This is a genomic window from Glycomyces arizonensis DSM 44726, assembly GCF_000482705.1.
Taxonomy (GTDB): Bacteria; Actinomycetota; Actinomycetes; order Mycobacteriales; family Micromonosporaceae; genus Glycomyces; species Glycomyces arizonensis.
In genome coordinates, this window is sequence record NZ_AXWO01000020.1 from 73,682 (window position 1) to 96,428 (window position 22,747).

Genomic DNA, 22,747 nt, shown 5'->3' on the forward strand with positions numbered 1-22,747 from the left:
GTCACCTGATGGCCGTGCCGTCCTCTTCGGGGACGGGCGGCTCGGTGACGGCCTCGCCGCTCGTCTGCTCTGGTGCCGCGGGCGTCTGGCTCGCGCTGGGCGGCACGGTGTCGTCGACGGTGGGCACGTCCGATTCCTCGACGACGGTGATGGAGTAGACCGTGACCGGCTCCGGCGGCTCGCCGTCGTATTCGAGCGTGTCGGGCAGGGCCGCGATCTCGTCGAGGACCTCGTAGCCGTCGACGATGCCGCCGATGATGCTGACCCCCGCGGTGGGGACGGCCTGCCCGCGGATGAGGACGAAGGCGCTGCCGGCCTTCCCGGCATCGTCGGTGACCAGCGCGAGGGCGTCCTGGACGTCGACGCCTTCCATGCCGACCTCGGCCTGGTAGCGCCAGCCGGGGCCGTACGTGTCGTCGGTTTCGGGCTCGGCGCCGGGGCTGCCGCAGTGGAGGATCGCCGCCGGCGAGACCTCCTGGGTGGTGAGCCGGTCGCAGTCGTGGCCCTCGTAGAAGCCGACCTCGGCCAGGTGCAGGAACGCCGCGACGCCGCAGGGGGCGAGGTCGCCCCAGAGCATGACGTCGAGGTTGCCGCGACTGGTCTCTATGGTCACGATCGTGCGGTCGGCGGGCGTGCCGAGTTTCGGCGGATCGACGACGGGTTCGGCGTCGTCGGCCTCGGTGACCTGGCACCGCTCGTAGATGACCTCACCGGCCTCGCCTTCGTCGCCGCCGCCGTCGTGGAAGGCGAGCCAGGAGACGCCGACGATCGATCCGGCGGTGAGGACGAGCGCGCCGAGCCCGGCCAGGCCGCGCCTCCATCCACCTCGGCGCTGCCACGGCGGCGTGCCGCTGAACGGGTTGGCGGCTACTGGCTCGTGCTCGGTCTCGGCTCGGGTGCCGCTGGGCTCCATGCCTGTGAATCGTACGGTGCGTCGTCTCGCGCCAGGTACGCATATCCGACGCACACCACCCCATAGGAGATCGCGACGCCCACGAGCGTGCCGGGCGCGTAGCCGTCGGCGGGGACGACGAACGCGGCGGCGAAGAGGCCCGCGAGGTAACCGACGTTGTAGATGGTGTCGTTGAGACTGAAGACGCGGCCGCGGTAGGCGTCCTCGACGCCGCGCTGGAGGCTCGTGTCGACGGTGATTTTGATCCCTTGCGAGGCGATGTTGACCAAGAGCACGGCGACGGCGAACATGACCGGCCGCATGGTCCCGGCGAGGGCGGCGACGACCACGGCGCACAGGGCGATGAGGACGACGACCCAGTTCTTCGGGCCCCACGCGCGCGTGGCCCTCGGGGTGACGATGGCGGCGGTCAGGACGCCGAGGTTGCCGAGGATGGCGAGCACGAGGAGCCAGGTGATCGTGGTGGTCCGGGCCGGGTCGGATTCGAGGTCCCAGAAGAAGCCCATGAACAGGGCGATCGCGATGATGAACACGATCCCGTACAGGAAGCGGTGGAGGCCCTGGACGGCCATGACCAGGGCCGGTCCCCGGCGCCTGCTCAGATGCCTGCACCCTTCGACCATGCCGGCGGTGGTGGCGGCGATGCCCGCCCACAGGCCCGCGGCCCCGGCGTATTCGCGGTCGGGTCCGAGGCCGTCGCGCTTGAACGCGGCCGAGACGCTCGCGGCCGAGACGAGGTAGAGGCATCCGGCGGCGAGGGCGAGCATCGAGTACGAGATGTCGGAGTCGATGAGCTTGGCGACGCCGGTGGTGGCCAGGCCGAGGCCGTAGGCGAGCGCGCCGAGCGTCGAGGCCAGGGAGTTGGCGGTGACCAGCTGCGGCTGCTCGACGACGTGCGGGTGGGCGGCGCCGAGCCCGGCGAGGACGAAGCGGTTGGCGGCCAGGACCACCATCGCGCACAGCACCCACGTCCAGTCCAGGCCGGTCTGGATGGTGACGGCGATGACGACGACGAGCGCGGCGCGCAGGACGTTGGCCCCGGCGATGAGGCCCCGGCGGCTGAACCGGTCGAGGACGACGCCGACGTACGGCCCGAGCAGCGAGTAGGGGCCGAGGAGGAGGGCCACGGCGGCGGCGTAGTGGAAGGGGTCGGTGTTCCCGCCGATGAGGTCGGGGTTGAAGAAGACGCTGAGCGCGAGCGATGCCTGGAACATGCCGTCGGCGGCCTGCGAGGTCAGCCGGACGGCCAGGAGCCTTCGGAAGCGGCGGTTCGCCGCGAGGATCCGAACGTGCCCGTCGGTGCGCATTGTCTGAGGATAACTCCGGAGACGGGGAAGGGAGACCCGCAAATCGCGAAGCGCGCGAGCCGCGAGGTCTCCCTCCGGGTGTCACTTGCCTTCGATGAAGCGCTCCACCGACACGCGGGCCTCCTCGTCGGAGAACTGCTTCGGCGGGGACTTCATGAAGTAGCTCGACGCGCTCAGCACCGGGCCGCCGTGGCCGCGGTCCTTGGCGATCTTGGCGGCGCGGACGGCGTCGATGATGACGCCGGCCGAGTTCGGCGAGTCCCACACCTCGAGCTTGAGCTCGGCGTTGAGCGGCACGTCGCCGAAGGTGGTGCCTTCGAGGCGGATGTAGGCCCACTTGCGGTCGGTCAGCCACGGGACGTGGTCCGAGGGGCCGATGTGGACGTCGGCGCCGCGCATCTCGTGGGGGATCTGCGAGGTGACCGACTGGGTCTTGGAGATCTTCTTGGAGACCAGGCGGGTGCGCTCCAGCATGTTCATGAAGTCCATGTTGCCGCCGAAGTTCAGCTGGTAGGTCCGGTCGAGGCGGACGCCGCGGTCTTCGAACAGCTTGGCGAGCACGCGGTGGACGATGGTGGCGCCGACCTGGGACTTGATGTCGTCGCCGACGATCGGGAGCCCGGCGTCGACGAACTTCTGGGCCCATTCGGGGTCGGAGGCGATGAACACCGGGAGGGCGTTGACGAAGGCGCAACCCGCGTCGATGGAGGCCTGGGCGTAGAACTTCGCCGCCTCCTCGGAGCCGACCGGCAGGTAGCAGACGACGACGTCGGCCTGCGCCTCACGGAGCGCGGCGGCCACGTCGACGGGCTGCTCGGACGACTCGCTCACCATCTCGTCGTAGTACTGGCCAAGGCCGTCGAGCGTCGGTCCGCGCTGGACCGTCACGCTGGTCGGCGGCACCTCGGCGAACTGGATCGTGTTGTTCTCCGAGGCGTTGATGGCGCTGGAGAGATCCTGTCCCACCTTCTTGGCGTCGACGTCGAACGCGGCGACGAACTCGATGTCGCGAATGTGGTAGTCGCCGAACTGCACGTGCATCAGACCGGGGACCCGGTCGTCGACGGCGGCGTCGCGGTAGTACTCCACACCCTGGACGAGCGACGAAGCGCAGTTTCCCACGCCGACAATGGCAACGCGTAGTTTACCCATCGCGCATGCCTCCTTCATCTTGTTTACTTGGTTCTTCATCCTCCGCGGCGGCCCGAACGGACCGCCCCGGGTCGGCGAGCCGGTCGCCGAAGTCACTTCGCCGAGGGGCGTGGCTCTGCTCGGTGGCGATGAGCTCGTTGAGCCAGCGCACCTCCCGTTCGGCGGTCTCGAGTCCGTGCCGCTGGAGCTCGAGCCCGTAGGTGTCGAGCCGCTCGGCGGTGCGGGCGAGGGCCTCGCGGATGCGCTCGCGGCGCTCTTCCACCCGGCGGCGGCGGGCTTCGAGGATGCGGAGCCTCGTCGCCGGGTCGGTACGGGAGAAGAACGCGAAGTGCACCCCGAAGAGGTCCTCGCCGGCGGATTCGGGGCCGGCGTCGGCCATGAGCTGCGCGAAGTGCTCCTTGCCCTCGGGCGTGAGCCGGTAGACCTTGCGGGCCCGGCGCCCTTTGAGCAGCGGTTTCTCGGCAGTGTTCGCGACCGTGCCTCCGCCCGGCGCCTCCTCGGCGATGAGTCCGCGCTGACGCATGCGCTTGAGGGTGGGGTAGAGGGAGCCGTAACTGAAGGCCGCCCTGATCGCCCCCAGAAGAGAGAGCAGACGTTTCCGCAGCTCGTAGCCGTGCATGGGGGATTCGTGGAGCAGTCCGAGAATGGCCAGCTCGAGCATCGGTCCCCCTTTCCCTTCCGGCGGTGCGCGATGCCGCTGATCCGACATCGCGCTTCGATCTGACGTTGCGATGTATCGCACCGATACATCTGCACACACCATAACCCCGGGCCGAAATCACGTCAACCCCGAGCCTTCGACCCTGTGCGGCGTGGCCCGCATCCGATAAGCTCGGCACGATTAATCGATCTAGCAGCGTCCTCTCAGATTCGGTGTGCGAAACTGCGAGGCGACCGAGGTCGCCGCACCGGCGCCGCCCGCCCGCAGTCCCCAAAGCTGCGGTTCGGCGGCACCGGGCCGTGCGACCGCCGATCGAGAAAAGCCGCTGCGACCGGGCAATCCCCCAACGCCGGGAGCGCACTGAGGCGAGACCGACGTACGGCTCGCGCACGCCTGCGGGCGAATCCGCGGCCATAGGTCGGCACAGCGACACGTGGATGGTTGAGCATGAGCGACTACGGTTATCGTTCGGACCCGCCCCCAGAGGACGAACGGTCCTTCGGCGACGCCGGGCATTCGGGCGGCGCCTACGGGAGCGCCTCCCCGCGCAACCGCTCCTACGGCAGCGCCTCGAACAATCCGCCGAGCAACGGCGACTACGGCTGGGGCGGCGACTCGCACCCCGGCACCGGCTCGTACGGCGGCAGCGCCGCGCCCCGGCCCGGCTCCTACGGCGGCCCGGCCTCCGGCAGCGCCTCGGTGGGCCGCGCCTCGGGCAGCGCCTCGGTCGGCGGCGGCTCCGGACGGGCCTCGGTCGGCGGGGCCTCGGGCAGCGCCTCCGTGGGCGGTGCGGGCGGCACCGGCCGCGCCTCGGTAGGCGGCGCCTCCGGCTCCGCTTCGGTCGGCTCGGCGTCCGTCGGCTCCGCTTCGGTCAGCAGCGCCCAACCCGTCAGCCCCGCCTCGGGCGGCACCGGACGCGCGACGGTCGCCGGCAAGCGCCGCGCCGGACGCGGCGGCCCCGACGGCCCGCTCGACAAGGACGACCTCGAAGGGCAGCGCAAGCTCAAGAAGAAGCGCCGCCGCCGCAAGATCTACGCCGGGCTCATCGCCGTCGCCGTGCTGTTCGTCGCCGCCGCCACCGTCGTCGGCACCTGGTTCTACCAGAAGGTGCCGCCCCTGGAGGACCTCCGCCAGAACGGCGAGCCCACCGCCATCTACTACGCCGACGGGGAGACCCAGGTCGCCGCCTACGGCGAGTCCTACAGCCTCCAGGTCGAAGACCCCGACAAGATGCCCGAGACGGTCAAGAACGCGCTGATCGCCTCGGAGGACCGCAAGTTCTACAAGCACAGCGGCGTCGACTACGTCGGCACCATGCGCGCGCTGGTCAACAACGTCACCGGCGGCAGCACCCAGGGCGCCTCGACCATCACCCAGCAGCTGGCCGGCATCGTCGCCGGCATCCGCGACGACATCTCATACGGCCGCAAGGCCAAAGAGGCCGTCATGGCGATGAAGCTGGAGCAGGAGTACTCCAAGGACGAGATCATCACCTTCTACCTCGACATGGCCTACTTCGGCCGCGGCGCCTACGGCGTGGCGGCGGCCTCGGAGCTGTACTTCGACGTGCCGGTCGCCGAGCTGACCCCCGCCCAGGCCGCCTACGTCATCATGCAGGTGAAGTCCCCCAACGGCTACTACGACCCGTACTACACCGACTACTACGACGAGGACGCCACCAAGACGCGGTGGACCTACGTCATGGACGCCATGGCCGAAGAGGGCTACATCAGCCAGTCCGACCGCGACGCCGCCGAGATGCCGGTGCCGACCAAGGAATTCGAGAGCCGCGGCTCCTGGGGCCACGACACCCCCACCGGGTTCATCACCAACCCCATCGACGGCTACATCTGGGACGAGCTCGAAAGCCGCTACGGCCTCTCGCAGGCCGAGTTCTACGGCGACGAGCCGGGCACCGGCGGCTACGAGGTCGTGACCACCATCGACAAGGAGCTCCAGGACGTGGCGGTGCAGACCGCCAGCCGCGGCCAGCTCAAGGTCATAACCGACGACGACGGGAACTTCCTCAACGAGGAGGGCGAGATCGTCACGGATCGCGCCGACGCCGAGGTGTACGTCAACGACGACGGCTTCTACGAGTTCGAGAACTCCAACGAAGAGGCCGCGCTCTACGACCAGAACCTGTCCCTGGCCAGCTCCCTGGTGGCCGTCGACCCGGCGACCGGCGAGGTGCTCGCCTACTACGGCGGGGACAACGGCCTCGCCGTCGACAAGGCCGGCGAGGAGAACCCCCACCCGCCGTCCTCGACGTTCAAGATGATCACCGCCGCCACCGCCATGCTCGAAGGCAACGCCTCGGTCGAATCGTGGTGGGACGGCAGCTCCCCGCGCGAGTTCGAATCGCTCAAGGGCCAGGATAAAGAGGCGATCACCAACCACGGCATGACGGAGTCCAACCACGACGTCACGCTCACCACGGCGCTGCGGAAGTCGCTGAACACCCCGATGTACGCGATCGCCGACCGGTACGGGGCCACCACGGTCCTCGCCAACGCCGTCAAAATGGGCATCACCCAGATGACCTTCAACGAGAACGGCACCGCCGTCACCTACCACTTCCGGATCGAGGACGACGAATCGATCTCCTACAGCCGCACCGGCGCCATCGAGACCGCGGACGGCTGGGTCACCGACGACCAGGGCAACATCGACTACAACGCGCCCATGACTACCACGATCGACGAGATCGCCTCCTCGGAGAGCGGCGAGATGGAGTGGGCGCCGCTCGACCTCTCCAGCCCGCGCGCCCCCGCCGACTACCAGATCGGCTTCGGCCAGTACCCGTCCACCGTGCGCGACATGGCCGCCGTCTACGCCACCATCGCCAACGACGGTACGCACGTCGAGACGCACTTCGTCAAGGAGGTCTACAAGAACGGCGAGCTGGTCGAGCCCACGCGCGAGCTCCAGGAGATCGACGCCATCCCCGACGAGGTCGCGCGCGACCTCCAGTGGGTCGGCTCCGAGATCGACGGCTCCTCCGAGCCGCTCGACCGCGACTTCACCGGTAAGACCGGAACCTGGGAGGCCACCGGCAAGTACGAGGGCAACGCGCACACCTGGTACAACGGCGCCATCCCGCAGCTGAGCGTCTCCTCGTGGGTGGGCAACGCCTACTCCGAGTCGGCCCCGCTGCTCAACAAGGACGGCGGCACCGGCAACACCTACGGTGCGACGTTGTCCGAACCGGTGTGGAACCAGTTCATGCGGGCCGCCATCGAGGTGAAGGGCTACGACAAGGCCGAGTGGGGCCCCAAGATGGACTACGGCACGATGATCGTCGACGACATCCTCAACGAGGACGACACCATCGACGCCAACAGCGCCTACTGCGCGGAGTACGGCGATGAGGACTCGCGCTGCGGCACCACCGAGGACGACGACGAGCAGTGCGGCGAGGGCGACGACGGCAACAACGGCGGCGGCAACGACGAGAACTGCGGTGAAGAGGGCGGCGGCGAAGACGACGGTGGCGGCGATACGGGCGGCGAGCCGACCGGCGACGAGACCACCACGCCGAGCGGCGACGAGACCAGCGATGACGGCGGCGACGACTGCTCGTTCTTCGGTTGTCCCGGCGGCGACGAGACGACGCCCCCCGATCCGGGCGGCGACGAGACCTCCACCGAACCGGACAATCCCGACGGCGTGTAACCGCCCGCCCCGACCGTGAGGACCAGCTGACGGCGGCATGGGACACAATGTGTGCCATGCCGTCGTCACGTTCCCAGGGCACTGACCGCGAAGCCGCGCCAGTGGCGCCCTCGCTCTCCGACCGCTTCGTGCGCCTCGTCTCGGGGTTCATCGGCGGTCCGCTCGGCGACCACGCCGTCAACCCGCCCAAGCGCCGCTTCTGGACCCCGCTGCGGGCCGTCCTGTTCATCGGCCTGCTGTTCTTCGCGGTCTCCTGGCTCCAGAAGTACCCCTGCTCGGCGGGCTTCCCGGCCGACTGGGGCCAGTACACGCACGGCTGCTACACCGACATCCGCGCGCTGTGGGGCGTCGAGCGCCTCAACGAGGGCGCCGTGCCCTACCGCGACCACCCCGTCGAGTACCCCGTCCTGACCGGCTGGTTCATGGGCCTGCTCGGCCAGATCGCCTTCCGCGCCGGGAACGTCACCGGCATCGAGGGCGGCACGATCTTCTACCACCTCAACGCGGTCACGCTCTTCGCCTGCGGCATCGCGGCCATCGCGGTCCTGTACGCGATCCGCCGGGACAACCGCCGCACCGACCTGTCAGGTCCGGTCGACGCGCCGGAGCGGCCCAGCCGCCCGTGGGACGCGATGATGCTGGCGGCCGCGCCGGTCGTGCTCGTGACCGCCACGGTCAACTGGGACCTGTTCGCCGTCGCGCTGTCGATGCCGTTCTTCCTGTACTGGCAGCGGAGCCGGCCCATCGCGGCCGGGCTGTTCCTCGGTCTGGCCGTGGCCGCCAAGTTCTACGCCCTGCTGTTCGTCGGGCCGCTGCTCGTGCTCGCCCTGCGTCAGAAGCGGCTCATGCCCGCGCTGAGTGCCACCGCCACCGCCGCGCTCACGTGGGCCGCGATCAACGCGCCGGTCGCGGCGCTGTGGCCCGACTCGTGGAAGCGGTTCTTCGAGCTCAACTCCGAGCGCCCCGTCGACTGGGGCACCGGCTGGTACGTGGTGCGCGGCGTCACCGGCTGGGACAAGCTGTGGGACCACGAGTTCGTCAACGACGCCTACCTCGTCCTGTTCGCGCTGGCCTGCCTCGGCATCGCCGCCCTCGGCTACTCGGCCCACCGGAGCGCCGCTGTGCCGATCGACGGCTCGCAAGCTTCGCCGAGAGCCGATGAAGACGTGGTGCCGCGCCTGGCGCAGCTGTGCTTCCTCGTGCTGGCCGCGTTCCTGCTGTTCGGCAAGGTCTGGTCCCAGCAGTACGTGCTGTGGCTCATCCCCCTGGCCGTCCTCGCGCGCCCCAAGTGGGGCATGTTCCTGGTGTGGCAGGCCGCCGAGCTGTTCTACTTCATCTCGTTCTACGGCAAGATGCTCCAGGTCTCGGCCGAGGAGGGGCGCGGCTTCCCCGAGTGGGTCTTCCTCGCCGCCGCCTCGGCGCGCTGGCTGACCGTCGCGGCCATGTGCGCGCTGGTGATCGGCGAGATCCTCAACCCTCGTCGCGACGTGGTGCGAGGCCTTCGGCCGCGGCCCAGTCGAGCAGTGCCGACTCAGCCTCCTCGCGAGGCAGGGGACCCCGCTCCAGCCGCAGCTCCTTGAGGTGCTTCCAGGCCCGCCCGACCTCCGGGCCGGGCGGCAGGCCGAGCAGCTCCATGATCGCGTTGCCGTCCAGGTCGGGCCGGACCGCGCGCAGGTCCTCCTCGGCGCGGATCCGGGCGATCCGCTCCTCGAACGCGTCGTAGTCGCGCTGGAGGCGCTCGGCCTTGCGCCGGTTGCGGGTGGTGCAGTCCGAGCGCACCAGCTTGTTGAGCCGCTCCAGCTCGGGACCGGCGTCGGTGACGTAGCGGCGCACCGCCGAGTCGGTCCAGCCCGCCTGCCCGTAGCCGTAGAACCGCAGGTGCAGCGCGATCAGGAGCGACACGGCCTGCACGTCGGACTTGGGGAACTTGAGCGCGCGCATGCGGGAGCGCGCCAGCCGCGCGCCCACCACGTCGTGGTGGTGGAAGGTCACGTTGCCCCCCGCGGTGACGCCCTTGGTCTCGGGCTTGCCGATGTCGTGCAGCAGCGCCGCCAGGCGCAGGGTCACGTCCGGGCCGTCCTCTTCGAGGTCGACGGCGTTGCGCAGCACCCGGAGCGAATGCTCGTAGACGTCCTTGTGCTGGGCGTGCTCGTCGATCTCCATGCGCAGCGCGGGCAGCTCGGGCAGGAAGTGGTCGGCCAGGCCGGTGTCCACCAGCGCCCTGAGGCCCACCACCGGGTCGGGCGCGGACAGCAGTTTGACGAACTCGTCGCGGATGCGTTCGGCGGTGATGCGGCCCAGTTCGGCGGCCATGTCGGTCATCGCCGAGCGCGTGCCGGGGTCGATCGCGAAGTCCAGCTGCGCGGCGAAGCGCGCGGCCCGCAGCATCCGCAGCGGGTCGTCGGCGAACGACGACTCCGGGCTCGCCGGGGTGCGGAGCGTGCGCCGCGCCAAGTCGCCGATTCCGCCGAACGGGTCGCAGAAGTCGTGGCCGGGGACGCTGACGGCCATCGCGTTGACGGTGAAGTCGCGCCGCTCCAGGTCGTCGACGAGGTTGTCGCCGTAGCGGACGATCGGGTTGCGGCTGACGCGGTCGTAGGCGTCGGCGCGGAACGTCGTCACCTCCACCTGGTGCCCGTGGAACCGGCCGCCGATGGTCCCGAAGGCCGCGCCCGTGGTCCACACCGCCGAGCACGCTCGGCGCAGCAGGCGCTCGGTGTCCTCCGGGCGCGCGTCGGTGGTGAAATCGAGGTCGTTGGTCGGCCTGCGCAGGACCGCGTCCCGCACCGATCCGCCGACCAGATGCAGCTCGAAACCGGCGTCGGCGAAGACCCGGCCCAAGTCGTCGGCTATGGGCGGGACGGTGATTTCGGTACCGCTAGTGTTGTCAGACATCGCCGGGCAAGCTTAGCGGAGAGAGGGAGAATGGCCGAAAGTAGAGCGAGACCGAGTAACGGCCCCCAGCCTCCGCCTGCCGGCCCGCGCTCGCCCATCACCCCCGTCTACCGCACGGCCAACTCCAGCGCCGGACCGGGCCTCGGCCCGTCGGCCGAACCGGTGCCGCCCACCGGCGGGCGCGGCAAGAACCTGGCCCGCTCCAGCCTCCTCATGGGCGCGGGCTCGCTCGTCAGCCGCGTCACCGGCTTCGGGCGCACCGTCGTCATCTCGGCGGCCATCGGCGCCGGGCTCCTGGGCAACTCCTACACCACGGCCCAGTACTTCCCCCAGATGATCTACGAGCTCGTCCTCGGCGGCGTGTTCGCGAGCATCATCCTGCCGCTGTTCGTCAAGGCCCACAAGAACGACCCCGACGGCGGCGACGCCTTCGCGCACCGCCTGCTCACCCTCGCGCTCCTCGTGCTCGGCGCCGCCGCGCTCGTCGTCACCCTCGCCGCGCCGCTCATCGCCGCGGCCATGGCCGAACCGGTCCAGCAGGACCTGGTCACACAGCTGTCGTACCTCATGCTGCCCGCGCTCATGTTCTACGGCCTGTTCGCGATCCTCTCGGGCGTGCTCAACTCGCGCGAGCACTTCGGCGCGCCCATGTGGGTGCCGATCATCAACAACCTCGTCGTCATCGGCGTCGGCGCGGTCTTCTTCCTGGTCTACACGCGGGACGCCGTCCCCGACGCGAACGACTTCCTGTTCATGGAGGCCGACCAGGTCACCACCGGGATGCTGCTGCTGCTCGGCGGCGGCACGACCGCGGGCGTGGTCATCCAGGTCCTGTTCCTGGCCCCCGCGCTGCGCCGGGCCGGGTTCCGTTGGCGCCTGCGGTTCGACTTCGGGGCGCTGCCGATGGCGGAGATCCGCCGCCTGGCCGCCTGGACGCTCTTGTTCGTGGCGGCCAACCAGGTCGCGGTCATGGCCGTGGTCAAGATCGCCAACGCCGCCGCCGGGAACGCCGAGGCGGACGGGCCGTTCGTGCCCGGCACGACCGTCTACAACAACGCCTACCTGATGATGATGATGGCGCACGGCATCGTCGCGGTCTCGGTCATCACCGCGCTCATGCCGCGCATGACGCGCGCGGCCGACGACAAGCACTGGTCGGACCTCACCGGGCACCTCTCCGGCGGCGTCCGCATGGCCTCGTTCCTGCTGGTGCCGATCAGCGCGGCGTTCATCGCGCTGCACGAGCCGATCGGCCTGGCCGTCTTCCAGTGGGGCGCCTACGACCCCGAGCAGGCGCTGGCCACCGGCACCGCGCTCGCGGTGGTCGGCGTGATCCTGATGCCGTTCTCGGTGAGCCAGCTCCAGATCTACGCGTTCTACGCGCAGACCGACACAAGAACAGTTGCCTTGTTCAACCTGCCGGTGATCGCGATCCGCATCGGCGGCTACCTGCTGGCGTTCGCGCTGCTGCCCTTGGAGTGGGTCGTGGTCGGCCTGTTCGCCGCGAACGGCGTCTCCTACCTGGTCAGTCTGCTGCTGTCGATGTCGCTGCTGCGCAAGCGCCTCGGCCTGCTGGGGATGCGCAAGGTCGCGCTCGGCCTGGTGCGCACCACCACCGCGGCGGCCATCGCGGGCGTCGCCGCCTGGCTCGGCTGGCTCGCCTGGCCTGACGTCGCCGGCGAGGGGACCGAGGCGAAGCTCGGCCAGCTGGCGGCGGCCGCGGTCCTGGGCATGGCGCTGATAGCCGTCTACATCGTCGCGTGCATGGTATTGCGGGTCACTGAGATGTCGTCGCTCAAGGCCACAGTGCGCGCAAAGCTGCGACGATGAGCCAAGTACCATCCATACGTGTGCCCGACTGCTCCTCGGTCAGCCGGATCTGCGGATGGCCAGGTGGTGAACGCCATACGCTGGCACGGTCCGCTCGGCGGGTCGCATTGAGAGGGGAGGACCCCGCACCATGAGTTCTGCTGTCGACGTGCCGTCCGTGGGAGACCTGCTCGCGGAACGGTACCGCCTCGAAGAACACGTCGGGGGCGCGAACGGCCACCGCCAGCTGTGGCGGGGCGTGGACGTGCTCCTGCACCGCAGTGTCGCCGTGGTGCTGCGCTCTCCCGGCGGCGACGACGCCGCCCCCACCATGACCGCCGCCGTGGCCGCCTCGCGGGCCCACGTCGACTCGATGGTGGACGTCTACGACGCGGTCGACGAGGGCCGGTTCGCCTACGTCGTCAGGGAATGGGTCAACGGCTCGTCCCTGCGCGGCGTGCTGGAGCACCGGCCCCTCGCCCCCTCCCACGCGCTCGAACTGGTCGCCTCGGTCGCCGACGCGGTCGCCGCCCTCCACGACGGCGGCGTCACCCACGGCGACCTGCATCCGGGCACGATACTGCTGTCCGAGGACGACCGGGTCATGGTCACCGAGCCGCGCAACGAGCCGGGCCACACGCCCGTGGGCGACGTCCGCGCGCTCGGCGCGACCCTCTACGCCTGCCTGACCGGCACCTGGCCGCGCGTCGTCCCCACCGAGGACACCGGCCTGCCGGACGCGCCCGTCGACGAGTGGGGCCGCACGCTCGACGCGCACGCCGTCGTCGAGACCGTCCCCGAACCGCTCTCGCGCCTCACCGGCAACCTGCTCGACGCCGCCGAGGCCCCGCCCTCGGCCGCCGAGCTCGCGATCGAGCTGCGCTCGCTCGCCGAGTCCGGCGGCACCGCGCCGGCGGGCGACGACCGCACGCGCGTCTCGCCGCGGGGTCCGCTGGAGGCGCTCGGCGCCGGGTCGTCGTCCAAGCCCGCCGCGCCGCCGATCGGCATGAAGCGCCTGGCCGTCATCGCCGCGATCGCCGCCGCGGTCGTCTTCGCGGGCGTGGTCACCAGCGCCCTCGTCTGGGGCGGCGGCGAGGACGACCCGAACGAGAACTCCCTCGGCCTGACCGGCGAGGACGCCAGCTCCTCGGCCGAGCCCTCCGACGAGGAGGAGACCGAGGTCGCCGCGCCCACCGAGGCCGAGCTGAGCGATGACGACCTGCGCATCGTCGACCCGCCGCCGGGGAACCGCACCGAGCTGGAGGGCACCGAGAACGTCATCGACGGCTCCGCCTCCACCGGCTGGTCCACCGACACCTACAACGCCGCCGCCTTCGGCGACATGAAGCCCGGCATGGGCATCCTCATCGACCTCGGCGAGCCGCAGGAGGTCGCCTCGGTGCGCGTGCAGATGACCAGCGCCGGGGCGACGGTCGGCCTGCTCGCCGGGGACGAGGACCCCGGCGACTCCAGCGACGGCGACCAGCAGATCGTCGACTCGTTCACGACGCTCGCCGATCAGGTGGAGGACGCCGACACCAACATCGAGCTGCGGGCCGACGGGGAGGCCACCAGGTACGTCGTGGTGTGGTTCACGAACCTGCCGCCGTCGTCCGGCGGCTTCAAGGTCACGGTCAGCGAAATCAACGTCTTCATCCGGTAGGAACCCATGCCCCCCGCCCCGCGCCCGCCCGAACGCGGTTCGCCCACCGGCCCAGACGCCGCTCCGAGCCGCGGCGCCGAGGCGCGCCCGTCGGAGGCCCGGCCCTCAGAGGAATGGAGCGACGCCGAGCTGCTCGCGCGCCACATCGCCGGGAACCGGGACGCGTTCGGGGAGCTGTTCCGCCGCCACCGCGGGCGGCTGTGGGCGGTCGCGGTGCGCACGCTCGCCGACCCCGACGACGCCGCCGAGGCGCTGCAGGACGCCATGATCAAGGCCTACCAGGCCGCCGGGTCGTTCCGCGGGAACGCGGCGGTCACCACGTGGTTGCACCGGATCGTCGTCAACGCCTGCCTCGACCGGATCCGCTCGGCCCGGCGGCGGCCGACCGTGCCGCTGCCCGAGACCGACCTCCGCTCGAGCGGCGAGGGCGACCCGGCTTCCTCGGCGCTGAAGCTCACCGTCCGCCGGGCCCTGGCCGAGCTGCCGTTCGACCAGCGGGCCGTGCTGGTCTACATCGACATGCTGGGCTACCCGGTCGAGGAGGTCGCGGCGATCCTGAAGGTCCGGCCCGGCACCGTCAAGTCCCGCGCCTCCAGGGCGCGCAAGCGCCTGGCCGCCAGGCTCCCCGAACTCGACCCGGCGTCACCGGCGCCACCGGGGCCGGGCGGGAACCCGCCCGATCAGCGGGGCGTCGAACCAGGTACAACCAGCGACCACGGACCGGTCCGAGAGGAGGGAGGCCGCCCATGAGCGCTCGACGCGACGACGAGCACGAGGCCGGTGCGCTGCTGCGCGCCGCTTCGGCCGAATACGACGACCTCCCGCGGGACGTGGCCGACCGACTCGACCGGGTGCTCGAGCAGCTGCCGGCCGCCGACACCCTCCACGCCGGAGAGCGGCGGACCTCCCCGGGCTGGATCGAGTGGCTGCGCGCGCGGCGCGTCCGCTACGCCCTGGTGAGCGCCACGGCCGCGCTGATCGTGACCGTCGGGGCGGTGGCCGCCGCGGTCCAGTTCGTCTCCACCTCCACCGGCGGGGACGGCGGCGCGGGGGTGTCCGCCGAGCAGGAACCGGACAGCGCCTTCGACGAGGGCTCGTCCGAGGACGCCGCCGCCACGCCGGAGGGGGACGACTTCGCGGCCGAGGAAGAGGAGACCCAAGCCGAGGCCCCGCAGGGCGACGGCGAGACCAGCAGCGTGGAGACGTTCGCGACCGGCGCCGACTACACCGCGCAGAGCGACCTGCTGACCGCCCTGCAGGAGCTGAACGGCGACAGCCCCGACGCGGCGGTCCCGCCCCAGCTGAACGGCCTGGCCGCGGGCGGCACGCTGTGGGAGAGGTGCCAGGAGGCGCTCGCCGAGCGGTACGGCAGCCTGATCGTCGCGGTCGACTTCGCACGCTTCGAATCCCAGCCGGCGGTGCTCGCCCTGCTGGTGTCGGAGTCGAGCGAGACCGCCGTCGCCGTCACCCCCGCGTGCGCGGACGGGATCATCGAGGAGCTGTTCGTCCAGGGCTGAGGAGTGAGACTCCCCACGCCGGACGTATTCGCCTGTCACACGCCCACCACAGGTCGGTGCCGCGGAATTTCTGGTCAATAGGATGGCGTTGAAGCTGTCAGCCTCGCCGCGAGCCTCCAGGCCCGCCGCGGGGACCGCCGAAACACCGCTGAGGAGCACATTCCGGTGAGCGAAATACGCAACGTCATCATCATCGGCTCGGGGCCGGCCGGCTACACGGCCGCGCTGTACACGGCCCGCGCCGACATGCGCCCGCTGGTCTTCGAGGGCTTCCAGTTCGGCGGCGCGCTCATGCAGACGACCGAGGTCGAGAACTACCCCGGCTTCCCCGACGGCATCATGGGCCCCGAGCTGATGGACCAGTGGCGCAAGCAGGCCGAGCGCTTCGGCGCCGAGCTGGTCGCCGACGACGTCACCAAGGTCGACCTCACCGGCGAGGTCAAGAAGGTGTGGGTCGGCGAGGACGAGTATCGGGCACGCTCGGTCATCCTCGCCACGGGTTCGGCGTACCGGCCGCTGAACGTCCCCGGCGAGAGCGAGCTGATGGGCCGCGGCGTCTCCGCGTGCGCCACCTGCGACGGCTTCTTCTTCCGCGACCAGCACATCGCCGTCGTCGGCGGCGGCGACTCGGCGATGGAGGAGGCGACGTTCCTGACCAAGTTCGCCTCGAAGGTGACGATCCTGCACCGCCGGGACGCCTTCCGCGCCTCCAAGATCATGGCCGAGCGGGCGCTCGCCAACCCGAAGATCGACGTCGCGTGGAACACCGTGGTCGACAAGATCCTCGGCGAGGGCGGCAAGGTCTCGGGCGTCGAGGTCTCCGACACCACCACCGGCGAGCGGCGCGAGCTGCCGGTGACCGGCCTGTTCATCGCGATCGGCCACGACCCGCGCTCGGAGCTGCTCAAGGGCCAGGTGGAGCTGGACGACTCCGGGTACGTCAAGGTCGACGCCCCGTCGACGCGCACGAACCTCGAAGGGGTCTTCGCCGCGGGCGACCTCGTCGACCACACCTACCAGCAGGCCGTCACCGCCGCCGGAACCGGCTGCGCCGCCGCGCTCGACGCCGAGCGCTTCATCGCCGGCCTCAACGACTAGTCCCCGCCGTAACTACCCGAACAACAGGAGGATGCCCATGGGCGCCATCAAAGCAGTCAGCGACGCCGACTTCCAGACCGAGGTGCTCGACTCCGACAAGCCGGTCCTGGTCGACTTCTGGGCCGAATGGTGCGGCCCTTGCAAGAAGGTCGCCCCGGTCCTGGAGGAGCTCGCCGCCGAGTCGGACGCGTTCGAGATCCGCAAGCTGGACACCGACGCGAACCCGGAGATCACCCGGAAGTTCCAGGTGATGAGCGTGCCGACCATGATCCTGTTCAAGGACGGCCAGCCCGCCGACCAGCTCATCGGCGCCCAGCCGAAGGCCGCCATCAAGCGGTTCCTGGCGAAGTAGGCCCGACGCACACCGGAGGGGGCGGCGCATTCGCGCCGCCCCCTCCGCGACGTCTTCGGAAGCATGGCCCTCAGCGGCAGACGCACGCCGTGACGGATTCCGACCATGCGATCGCAAGCCGCCCGCGCGAACGGCGCCCCGCCCGAACCCCATCCGCCACCGGCTCCGCCGCCGAGATCAGAACGCGGCCCGCGACACCACCGAGCAGACCGGGACCGCACCCGGCCCCGCGCCACCGCATCCGCGTAGGCGAACGCACTGCGCAACGCCTTCACTCCGACCCTATACTCTATATCTTATATCTTATATCTTATAGGATCGTTACCTGCCGAGGCGGCGGACGCCCGGCCGGTCCGAGCGCGGCCGGATGATGTTCGGCTCGTCGAAGAACTGCTCCAGCTCGAAGTCGTCGAGCTCGAACCACTCCACCGGCTCGGGCAGCTCCGCCGGCTCCGAGGCCTCCGAGTCCCGCCCGGTCACCGGGCGCAGCTCCAGGCGCAGCCGCGGATAGCGCGGATCCGCCCGCACCGTCTTGAACCCGACCGAGCGGTAGAAGTCCGCCGGCACCAGGCACGCGTTCGACTCGGCGCGCGCGTCCCCGAACGCCTCGAGCGCGTAGACGCCCCGGCGCGCCATGTCCGAGGCCACGGCCTGCACGAGCTGGCGGCCGAGCCCGGTCCCGCTGTACGCCGGCTTGACATAGGCCGTCATCAGCAGCGCCGCGTCCGGCGACACCGGACCCGACGGGAACTCCACCGACCTCGGCACGAACTTCGGCGACGCGTACGTGATGAAACCCGCGACGCGCTCGCCCTCGTAGGCGATCCGGCCGCATCCGCCCCACTCCAGCAGCGTCTGCGACACCCAGGCCTCCTTCTCCAGGCCCGGATCGCCCACCTCACCCGAATCCGCGCACAGCGGCGACAGCTCCCAGAACACGCAGGAGCGGCACCGGCCCGGAACGGCTTCCAGGGAATCGAGCGTGAGATTGACCATGCGACGATGCACCAGAACAGATTACGTCGCGCGGGTGTCCGCATGATGGAAAACACGCACGTCCCTCGTGGCGTGTGCTAGTAGAGTGGGCCGATCGGCGTCTCGGCCCCGTAGGGTGGTCATCAGCGCTTCGGGCGCGGGCATCGGCCGATCCCCGTCACACATGCAACGCGCACAACAGACTGAACGCCCGCAGGCGACGTCGGCGGGCGGTGAAGGCCCTTGAAGGAGGTCTCCGCGTGTCCGGTACAACGCTCGACGATTACACCGGTCGGTACGCATCCCGGGTTCACGGGATGGCACAGTCGGAGATCCGCGCACTGTTCTCGGTGGCCAACCGCCCCGAGGTCGTCTCCCTCGCAGGCGGCAACCCCTACACCGCCGCGCTCCCCATGGACGAGCTCGGCGAGATGTTCACGCGCCTGCTCGAACAGAAGGGCGCCGAGGCCCTCAGCTACTGCCCCGGCCAGGGCAGCACCACCCTCCGCACCGCACTGTGCAACGTCATGGAGCTGTCGGGCGTCCACGCCTCGGCCGACGACCTCGTCCTCACCAACGGCGCCCAGCAGGGCCTCGACCTGCTCGCCCGCACCTTCCTCGACCCCGGCGACATCGTGCTCGCCGAAGGGCCCACCTACGTCGGCGCGCTCGGCGTCTTCCAGGCCGCGCAGGCCGACGTCCGGCACCTGCCGATGGACGACGACGGCCTCGTCCCCGAGGGGCTCGAGACCGCGCTCGCCGAGCTCGAACGCGAGGGGCGCCGCGCGAAGTTCCTGTACACGATCCCGACGTACCAGAACCCGGCGGGCGTCACGCTCACCGACGAGCGGCGCGAGCGCATCCTCGCGATCGCCGAACGCCACGGACTGCTCATCATCGAAGACGACCCGTACAGCATGATCTCGTTCGAGGAGGCGCCCCCGGCGCCGCTGCGGGCGCGCGCCGAGCGCGGCATCATCTACCTCGGCACCGTCTCCAAGATCTTCGCCGCGGGTCTGCGGCTCGGCTGGGTCCTCGCGCCGCCCGCCGTGCGCGACAAGCTGCTGTTGGCCGTCGAGGCGTCGATCCTGTGCCCCTCGGCCCTCATCCAGGAGGCCGCGCTCCGCTTCTTCACCGAGATGGAGTGGCGCCAGCAGGTCAAGGTCTTCACCACGCTCTACCGCGACCGCCGCGACGCGCTGCTGTCGGCGCTCACCGACTACATGCCCGAGGGCATGAGCTGGACGCACCCGGGCGGCGGCCTGTTCGTGTGGGCCACGCTCCCCGAGGGCCTCGACTCCAAGGCGATGCTCCCACGCGCGCTCCAGGAGCGCGTCGCCTACGTCCCGGGCACCGGCTTCTACGCCGACGGGAACGGCCGTCGGCAGATGCGATTGAACTTCTCCACCCAGTCGTCCGAGTCGATCCGCGAGGGCGTGCGCCGCCTGGCGGGCGTCGTCGCCGGGGACATCGAACTCCGCGACACCTTCGCGGGAGGCGGGGCATGAGCGAGAGCGCAGCAGCGGACGTCCGCGTCCTGATCCTCGCCGGAGGCATGTCCTACGAGCACGAGGTCTCGCTGAAGTCCGGCCGCCGGGCCGCCGCGGCGCTTCAGCGCCAGGGCATGGCCTGCGACATCCGCGACCTCGACGGCGAGCTGCTCCCGGCGCTCCAGGAGTTCCCGCCCGATGTCGTGCTGCCGCTGGTGCACGGAGCCCCGGGCGAGGACGGCTCGCTGCGCGGCGTACTGGAGTTGTCGGACATCCCGTTCGTGGGCACCGGCGCCGTCGGCGCCCGGCGCGCGTGGAACAAGTCGACCGCCAAGGACCTCCTGCGGAGCGTCGGCGTCCCGACGCCGGACTGGGCGACGATGCCGAGGCAGGCGTTCTCGGACTTCGGGGCGCGCAAGCTGCTGGACCGGATCGCCACCAAGATGGGGCTGCCGCTGGTCGTCAAGCCCAACTCGGGCGGCTCGGGGCTCGGCGTGCACGCGGTCCACAAGGAGGACGACTTCCCGTCGGCGATGATGGGCTGCTTCTCCTACAGCGACGAGGCGCTCGTCGAGTCGTTCGTCGAGGGCCGCGACATCGCGGTCGGCGTCGTCGACTTCGGGGACGGGCCGACGGCGCTGCCGCCGGTGGAGATCACGCCGCTGCACGGCGATTACGACTACGCGGCCCGGTACAACCCGGGGGCGACGCGGTGGACGGTCCCGGCCGACATCGACGAGGACGTGGCCGCTCGCGTCGCCGACATCGCGGTGTCGGTGCACGAGACGCTCGGGCTGCGCGACATGTCGCGAGTCGACCTCATGGTGGACGACGCGGGCGGCATCCAGGTACTCGAGGCGAACGTGGCACCGGGGACCACCGAGACCTCGCTGCTGCCGATGGCGATCGAGGCGGCGGGGCTGGACTTCGGAGAGACGCTCGCGAAGATGGTGCGGCTGGCCCGAGCACGGGCCTGAACCGCGCGGGTGCGAGCGGAAACGGTGTGGCGAAACGGCACTGCTGGAGGTGCGGGCCTGCACGCGTGGGCGCGATGTTTCACGTGAAACATCCACACTGCGGACACCTCCGCCAAGGCGCGCCCGCAATGCCGACCCGACAACGCCGAGCAGCAACGGGAAACCGGCTGCCTTCCGCATGGCGCCGAACGTGAAAGCGGATATTTACTGATTTGTCCCCTCGGGGGATCCCTTGTCTGAAGTGTACGTCGCGCGTATGACAAGGTAGTGTTTCGGAGCTGCGAGCGCGCAAGCGCGCTCGCAGCTCCGCTCGACCTGCTGGCGCCACTCCATCTCGGTGAAGCAGCGAAGCGCCGCCTCCTGGATGAGAGCGGCCACCTGGATGAAAGCAGAGAGGTACAGGGTCAGCGATCGGAAGCCGATTCTGGAGCGCGAGGTGGCGGCGTGGCGGCCGAGAGGGCGCCGAGCGGGCGAGGCGGCACCCGATGCGAGCAGAGGGTGGCCGCCAGGGGGAAGTCCGGCCTGATCGGCCATGGCCGCGCGGTCGCGCTCAGCAATTCCCTCAGCAATTCCCTCAACAATGCGTTCAGCAAGGCACTCAAACAACGCACTCAAACAACGCACTCTCAACAAGGTTCTCTACGAGGCGCTCACCGAGGCGTCCGCCCGGCGTCAGTCGTCGGCGAGCCAGGCGGCGATGTACTCCAGGTTCATCCGCCACTCGTGCTCTTCGACCGGCGGCAGGATCTCGTCCCACATGGTCATGAACGGGCCGCGGAGCTGAAGGTAGCCCTTGGGGCGGGCGAGGAACCACTGCTGGAGATGCGCGGTGCCGTCGCCCCAGCGGTTCACGTGGACCTGCGCCACCGACTCCAGGGAGCGGATGGCCCGTTCCAACCGCACGGTGAGCACCCCGAGTTCGGCGGCGTGCATCGTCGAGAGATCGCCCAAGTCCAGGTGCGCGCGGGGTTCGAGGATCACCACGACCGGGAGGCCGCTGGGCGCGGGTGGGCTCTTGAGACGCCAGCGCTCGTCAGTCCAGAGATAGGCACTGTCGGGCGTATGGCAGGCCGCGCACTGCTCCTGGCGGTCGCCGCGGCGGGGCGGCTCGGCGCCGACCGGGTCCTGAAGTGATTTGAGGCGTATGTCTCCCTCGAAGGGGAACGCCGGCCAGTCGACGAAGGCGGGCAGGTCCGGCCGGGCTCCGCTCGCATGCTGTTTCCGCTGCTGCCGGTGGGGATTCGCGTGTGTTGGCTGGGGACTTTGGCCGGGGGTACTCGCTGATGCCACACCCGAAAGGTACCGCATCGGTGCGAGCCGGGAAAGCACCGGAATCCACCTCTTGGCGAAGCTTGCGAACCATTGCCCGCCGCGAGGCGGCCCCCTACTTCCCCACATTGGGTCCGAAGGATGGACATCCTGGTCAGAGGCGTCGATTCGTGTCCGATAGTGACGTGCGCCCATATGGCGGGAAGGGGCTGTCGACGGGGTGCGGGCTTAGGGCAAGCTGGTAGGCGTGCAAGCAACAGTGACTGATAGTTCCACGCCAGAGGCGTCGCCTGTCAAGGGTGACGACATCTCGGTCCTGGTGGATCCGCCGGTCACCGCCGCGCTCGTCGATGAACTCAGCCATTTCTGGGTACGGGTCACGAACGCCGGCGGTTCCGTCGGGTTCGTCCCGCCGGTGAGCATCGAAGAGGTTCGCCCTCACACCGTTTCCATTCTCGCGCGAGTGATCGACCAGACTGACACGCTGGTCGCTCTAAAGGAAGGAGCCGCCATTGTCGCTTGGTGTGTTCTCACATCAAACGACAGCCCGCCGAGGCAGGGATGGCGCACCATCCGCCACGTTCAGGTCGATCCGGAGCGCCAGGGCAGCGGCCTTGGCGGGAAGCTCCTCGCAGCGGTCGACCGAGTGGCACGCGAGGAACTCAAGCTGGAGGCGCTGAGCCTGAAGGTCCGCTCGGGGACCGGTGCCGACGCGTTCTACCGGCGGCACGGCTTCACGGAGGTCGGCAGGTTGCCGCGCGCGGTGCGCGTGGCGGACGACGATTACCGCGACGACATCATCATGTGGCGCGAACTGAACTAGCCCGCAGCGGCGGGACCACGAACACGAACGAGTGCGGGGCGATGTTTCACGTGAAACATCGCCCCGCACTCATGCTGTAAGAGGAGCGCGCACCCGCGCACCCGCGCACCCGCGCACCCGCGCACCCGCGCACCCGCGCACCCGCGCACCCGCGCACCCGCGCACCCGCGC

General features: G+C 70.2%; 19 protein-coding genes. 11 read left to right on the forward strand and 8 right to left on the reverse strand.

Annotation, left to right across the window (positions count from 1 at the left end; translation table 11 throughout):
- Window position 1: 1 nt before the first annotated feature.
- From H613_RS30940 to H613_RS26715, 4 genes are all read right to left on the reverse strand, one after another.
- Window positions 2-913: a peptidylprolyl isomerase gene (locus H613_RS30940; protein WP_035738209.1), complete on the reverse strand. Its 912-nt coding sequence runs from the start codon at window positions 911-913 to the stop codon at window positions 2-4.
- Window positions 868-2,220 (reverse strand): MFS transporter, encoded by a 1,353-nt coding sequence (locus tag H613_RS30945; protein WP_051393373.1) that lies wholly within the window; start codon window positions 2,218-2,220, stop codon window positions 868-870. Before H613_RS30945 ends, H613_RS30940 begins: the two co-directional genes overlap by 46 nt.
- Before the next feature lie 81 nt (window positions 2,221-2,301).
- Complete coding sequence (locus H613_RS0114895) at window positions 2,302-3,372, reverse strand: inositol-3-phosphate synthase (RefSeq protein ID WP_026924442.1); 1,071 nt, start codon at window positions 3,370-3,372, stop codon at window positions 2,302-2,304.
- Entirely contained in the window at window positions 3,365-4,033 is a 669-nt protein-coding gene (locus tag H613_RS26715) for a PadR family transcriptional regulator (protein WP_084546639.1), read from the reverse strand. The genes H613_RS0114895 and H613_RS26715 overlap by 8 nt, the downstream gene beginning before the upstream one ends.
- 447 nt (window positions 4,034-4,480) lie before the next feature.
- On the opposite strand from H613_RS26715, the gene H613_RS0114905 reads away from it, so the two are divergent.
- Both H613_RS0114905 and H613_RS26720 read left to right on the forward strand, forming a co-directional pair.
- Entirely contained in the window at window positions 4,481-7,708 is a 3,228-nt protein-coding gene (locus tag H613_RS0114905; RefSeq protein WP_026924443.1) for a transglycosylase domain-containing protein, read from the forward strand.
- Window positions 7,709-7,764: 56 nt separating this feature from the next.
- Window positions 7,765-9,288, forward strand: a complete 1,524-nt coding sequence (locus tag H613_RS26720; protein ID WP_169732004.1) for a glycosyltransferase family 87 protein — start codon at window positions 7,765-7,767, stop codon at window positions 9,286-9,288.
- Here H613_RS26720 and H613_RS0114915 read toward each other — a convergent pair.
- Entirely contained in the window at window positions 9,179-10,603 is a 1,425-nt protein-coding gene (locus H613_RS0114915; RefSeq protein WP_026924444.1) for a CCA tRNA nucleotidyltransferase, read from the reverse strand. The genes H613_RS26720 and H613_RS0114915 overlap by 110 nt on opposite strands.
- Before the next feature lie 30 nt (window positions 10,604-10,633).
- Between H613_RS0114915 and murJ the strand changes: the two genes are divergently transcribed.
- The 6 genes from murJ to trxA all read left to right on the forward strand — a co-directional run bounded on the left by murJ (window position 10,634) and on the right by trxA (window position 17,042).
- Window positions 10,634-12,433: a murein biosynthesis integral membrane protein MurJ gene (gene murJ / locus H613_RS0114920; RefSeq protein ID WP_169732005.1), complete on the forward strand. Its 1,800-nt coding sequence runs from the start codon at window positions 10,634-10,636 to the stop codon at window positions 12,431-12,433.
- A gap of 130 nt (window positions 12,434-12,563) precedes the next feature.
- The gene (locus H613_RS26725) at window positions 12,564-14,075 is read left to right on the forward strand and encodes a protein kinase family protein (RefSeq protein ID WP_084546642.1); all 1,512 of its coding nucleotides are present in this window, start codon (window positions 12,564-12,566) and stop codon (window positions 14,073-14,075) included.
- 6 nt (window positions 14,076-14,081) lie between these two features.
- Window positions 14,082-14,825 (forward strand): RNA polymerase sigma factor SigM, encoded by a 744-nt coding sequence (sigM, locus tag H613_RS26730; protein WP_084546643.1) that lies wholly within the window; start codon window positions 14,082-14,084, stop codon window positions 14,823-14,825.
- Entirely contained in the window at window positions 14,822-15,592 is a 771-nt protein-coding gene (locus H613_RS30150; RefSeq protein ID WP_084546644.1) for a hypothetical protein, read from the forward strand. Before sigM ends, H613_RS30150 begins: the two co-directional genes overlap by 4 nt.
- A gap of 165 nt (window positions 15,593-15,757) precedes the next feature.
- Window positions 15,758-16,690, forward strand: a complete 933-nt coding sequence (gene trxB, locus H613_RS0114935) for a thioredoxin-disulfide reductase (RefSeq protein ID WP_026924446.1) — start codon at window positions 15,758-15,760, stop codon at window positions 16,688-16,690.
- Between the two features lie 37 nt (window positions 16,691-16,727).
- A complete protein-coding gene (trxA, locus tag H613_RS0114940; protein ID WP_026924447.1) occupies window positions 16,728-17,042 on the forward strand; it encodes a thioredoxin in 315 nt (104 codons plus the stop codon).
- Window positions 17,043-17,363: 321 nt separating this feature from the next.
- Here the strand turns inward: trxA and H613_RS26735 are convergent, their stop codons facing one another.
- Complete coding sequence (locus H613_RS26735; protein ID WP_084546645.1) at window positions 17,364-18,050, reverse strand: GNAT family N-acetyltransferase; 687 nt, start codon at window positions 18,048-18,050, stop codon at window positions 17,364-17,366.
- Between the two features lie 227 nt (window positions 18,051-18,277).
- Here H613_RS26735 and H613_RS26740 point away from each other — a divergent pair, with 227 nt between their 5' ends.
- Both H613_RS26740 and H613_RS0114955 read left to right on the forward strand, forming a co-directional pair.
- Window positions 18,278-19,525 (forward strand): aminotransferase class I/II-fold pyridoxal phosphate-dependent enzyme, encoded by a 1,248-nt coding sequence (locus tag H613_RS26740; protein WP_035738210.1) that lies wholly within the window; start codon window positions 18,278-18,280, stop codon window positions 19,523-19,525.
- A complete protein-coding gene (locus H613_RS0114955) occupies window positions 19,522-20,484 on the forward strand; it encodes a D-alanine--D-alanine ligase family protein (protein ID WP_026924448.1) in 963 nt (320 codons plus the stop codon). The genes H613_RS26740 and H613_RS0114955 overlap by 4 nt, the downstream gene beginning before the upstream one ends.
- Window positions 20,485-20,688: 204 nt before the next feature.
- Here H613_RS0114955 and H613_RS0114960 read toward each other — a convergent pair whose 3' ends face one another.
- The gene (locus tag H613_RS0114960; RefSeq protein WP_156926053.1) at window positions 20,689-21,099 is read right to left on the reverse strand and encodes a hypothetical protein; all 411 of its coding nucleotides are present in this window, start codon (window positions 21,097-21,099) and stop codon (window positions 20,689-20,691) included.
- Between the two features lie 57 nt (window positions 21,100-21,156).
- A complete protein-coding gene (locus tag H613_RS0114965; RefSeq protein WP_245598569.1) occupies window positions 21,157-21,774 on the reverse strand; it encodes a hypothetical protein in 618 nt (205 codons plus the stop codon).
- A gap of 226 nt (window positions 21,775-22,000) precedes the next feature.
- Here H613_RS0114965 and H613_RS30155 point away from each other — a divergent pair, with 226 nt between their 5' ends.
- Window positions 22,001-22,576, forward strand: coding sequence for a GNAT family N-acetyltransferase (locus H613_RS30155; protein ID WP_169732006.1), 576 nt, complete (start codon window positions 22,001-22,003; stop codon window positions 22,574-22,576).
- Window positions 22,577-22,747: the final 171 nt, after the last annotated feature.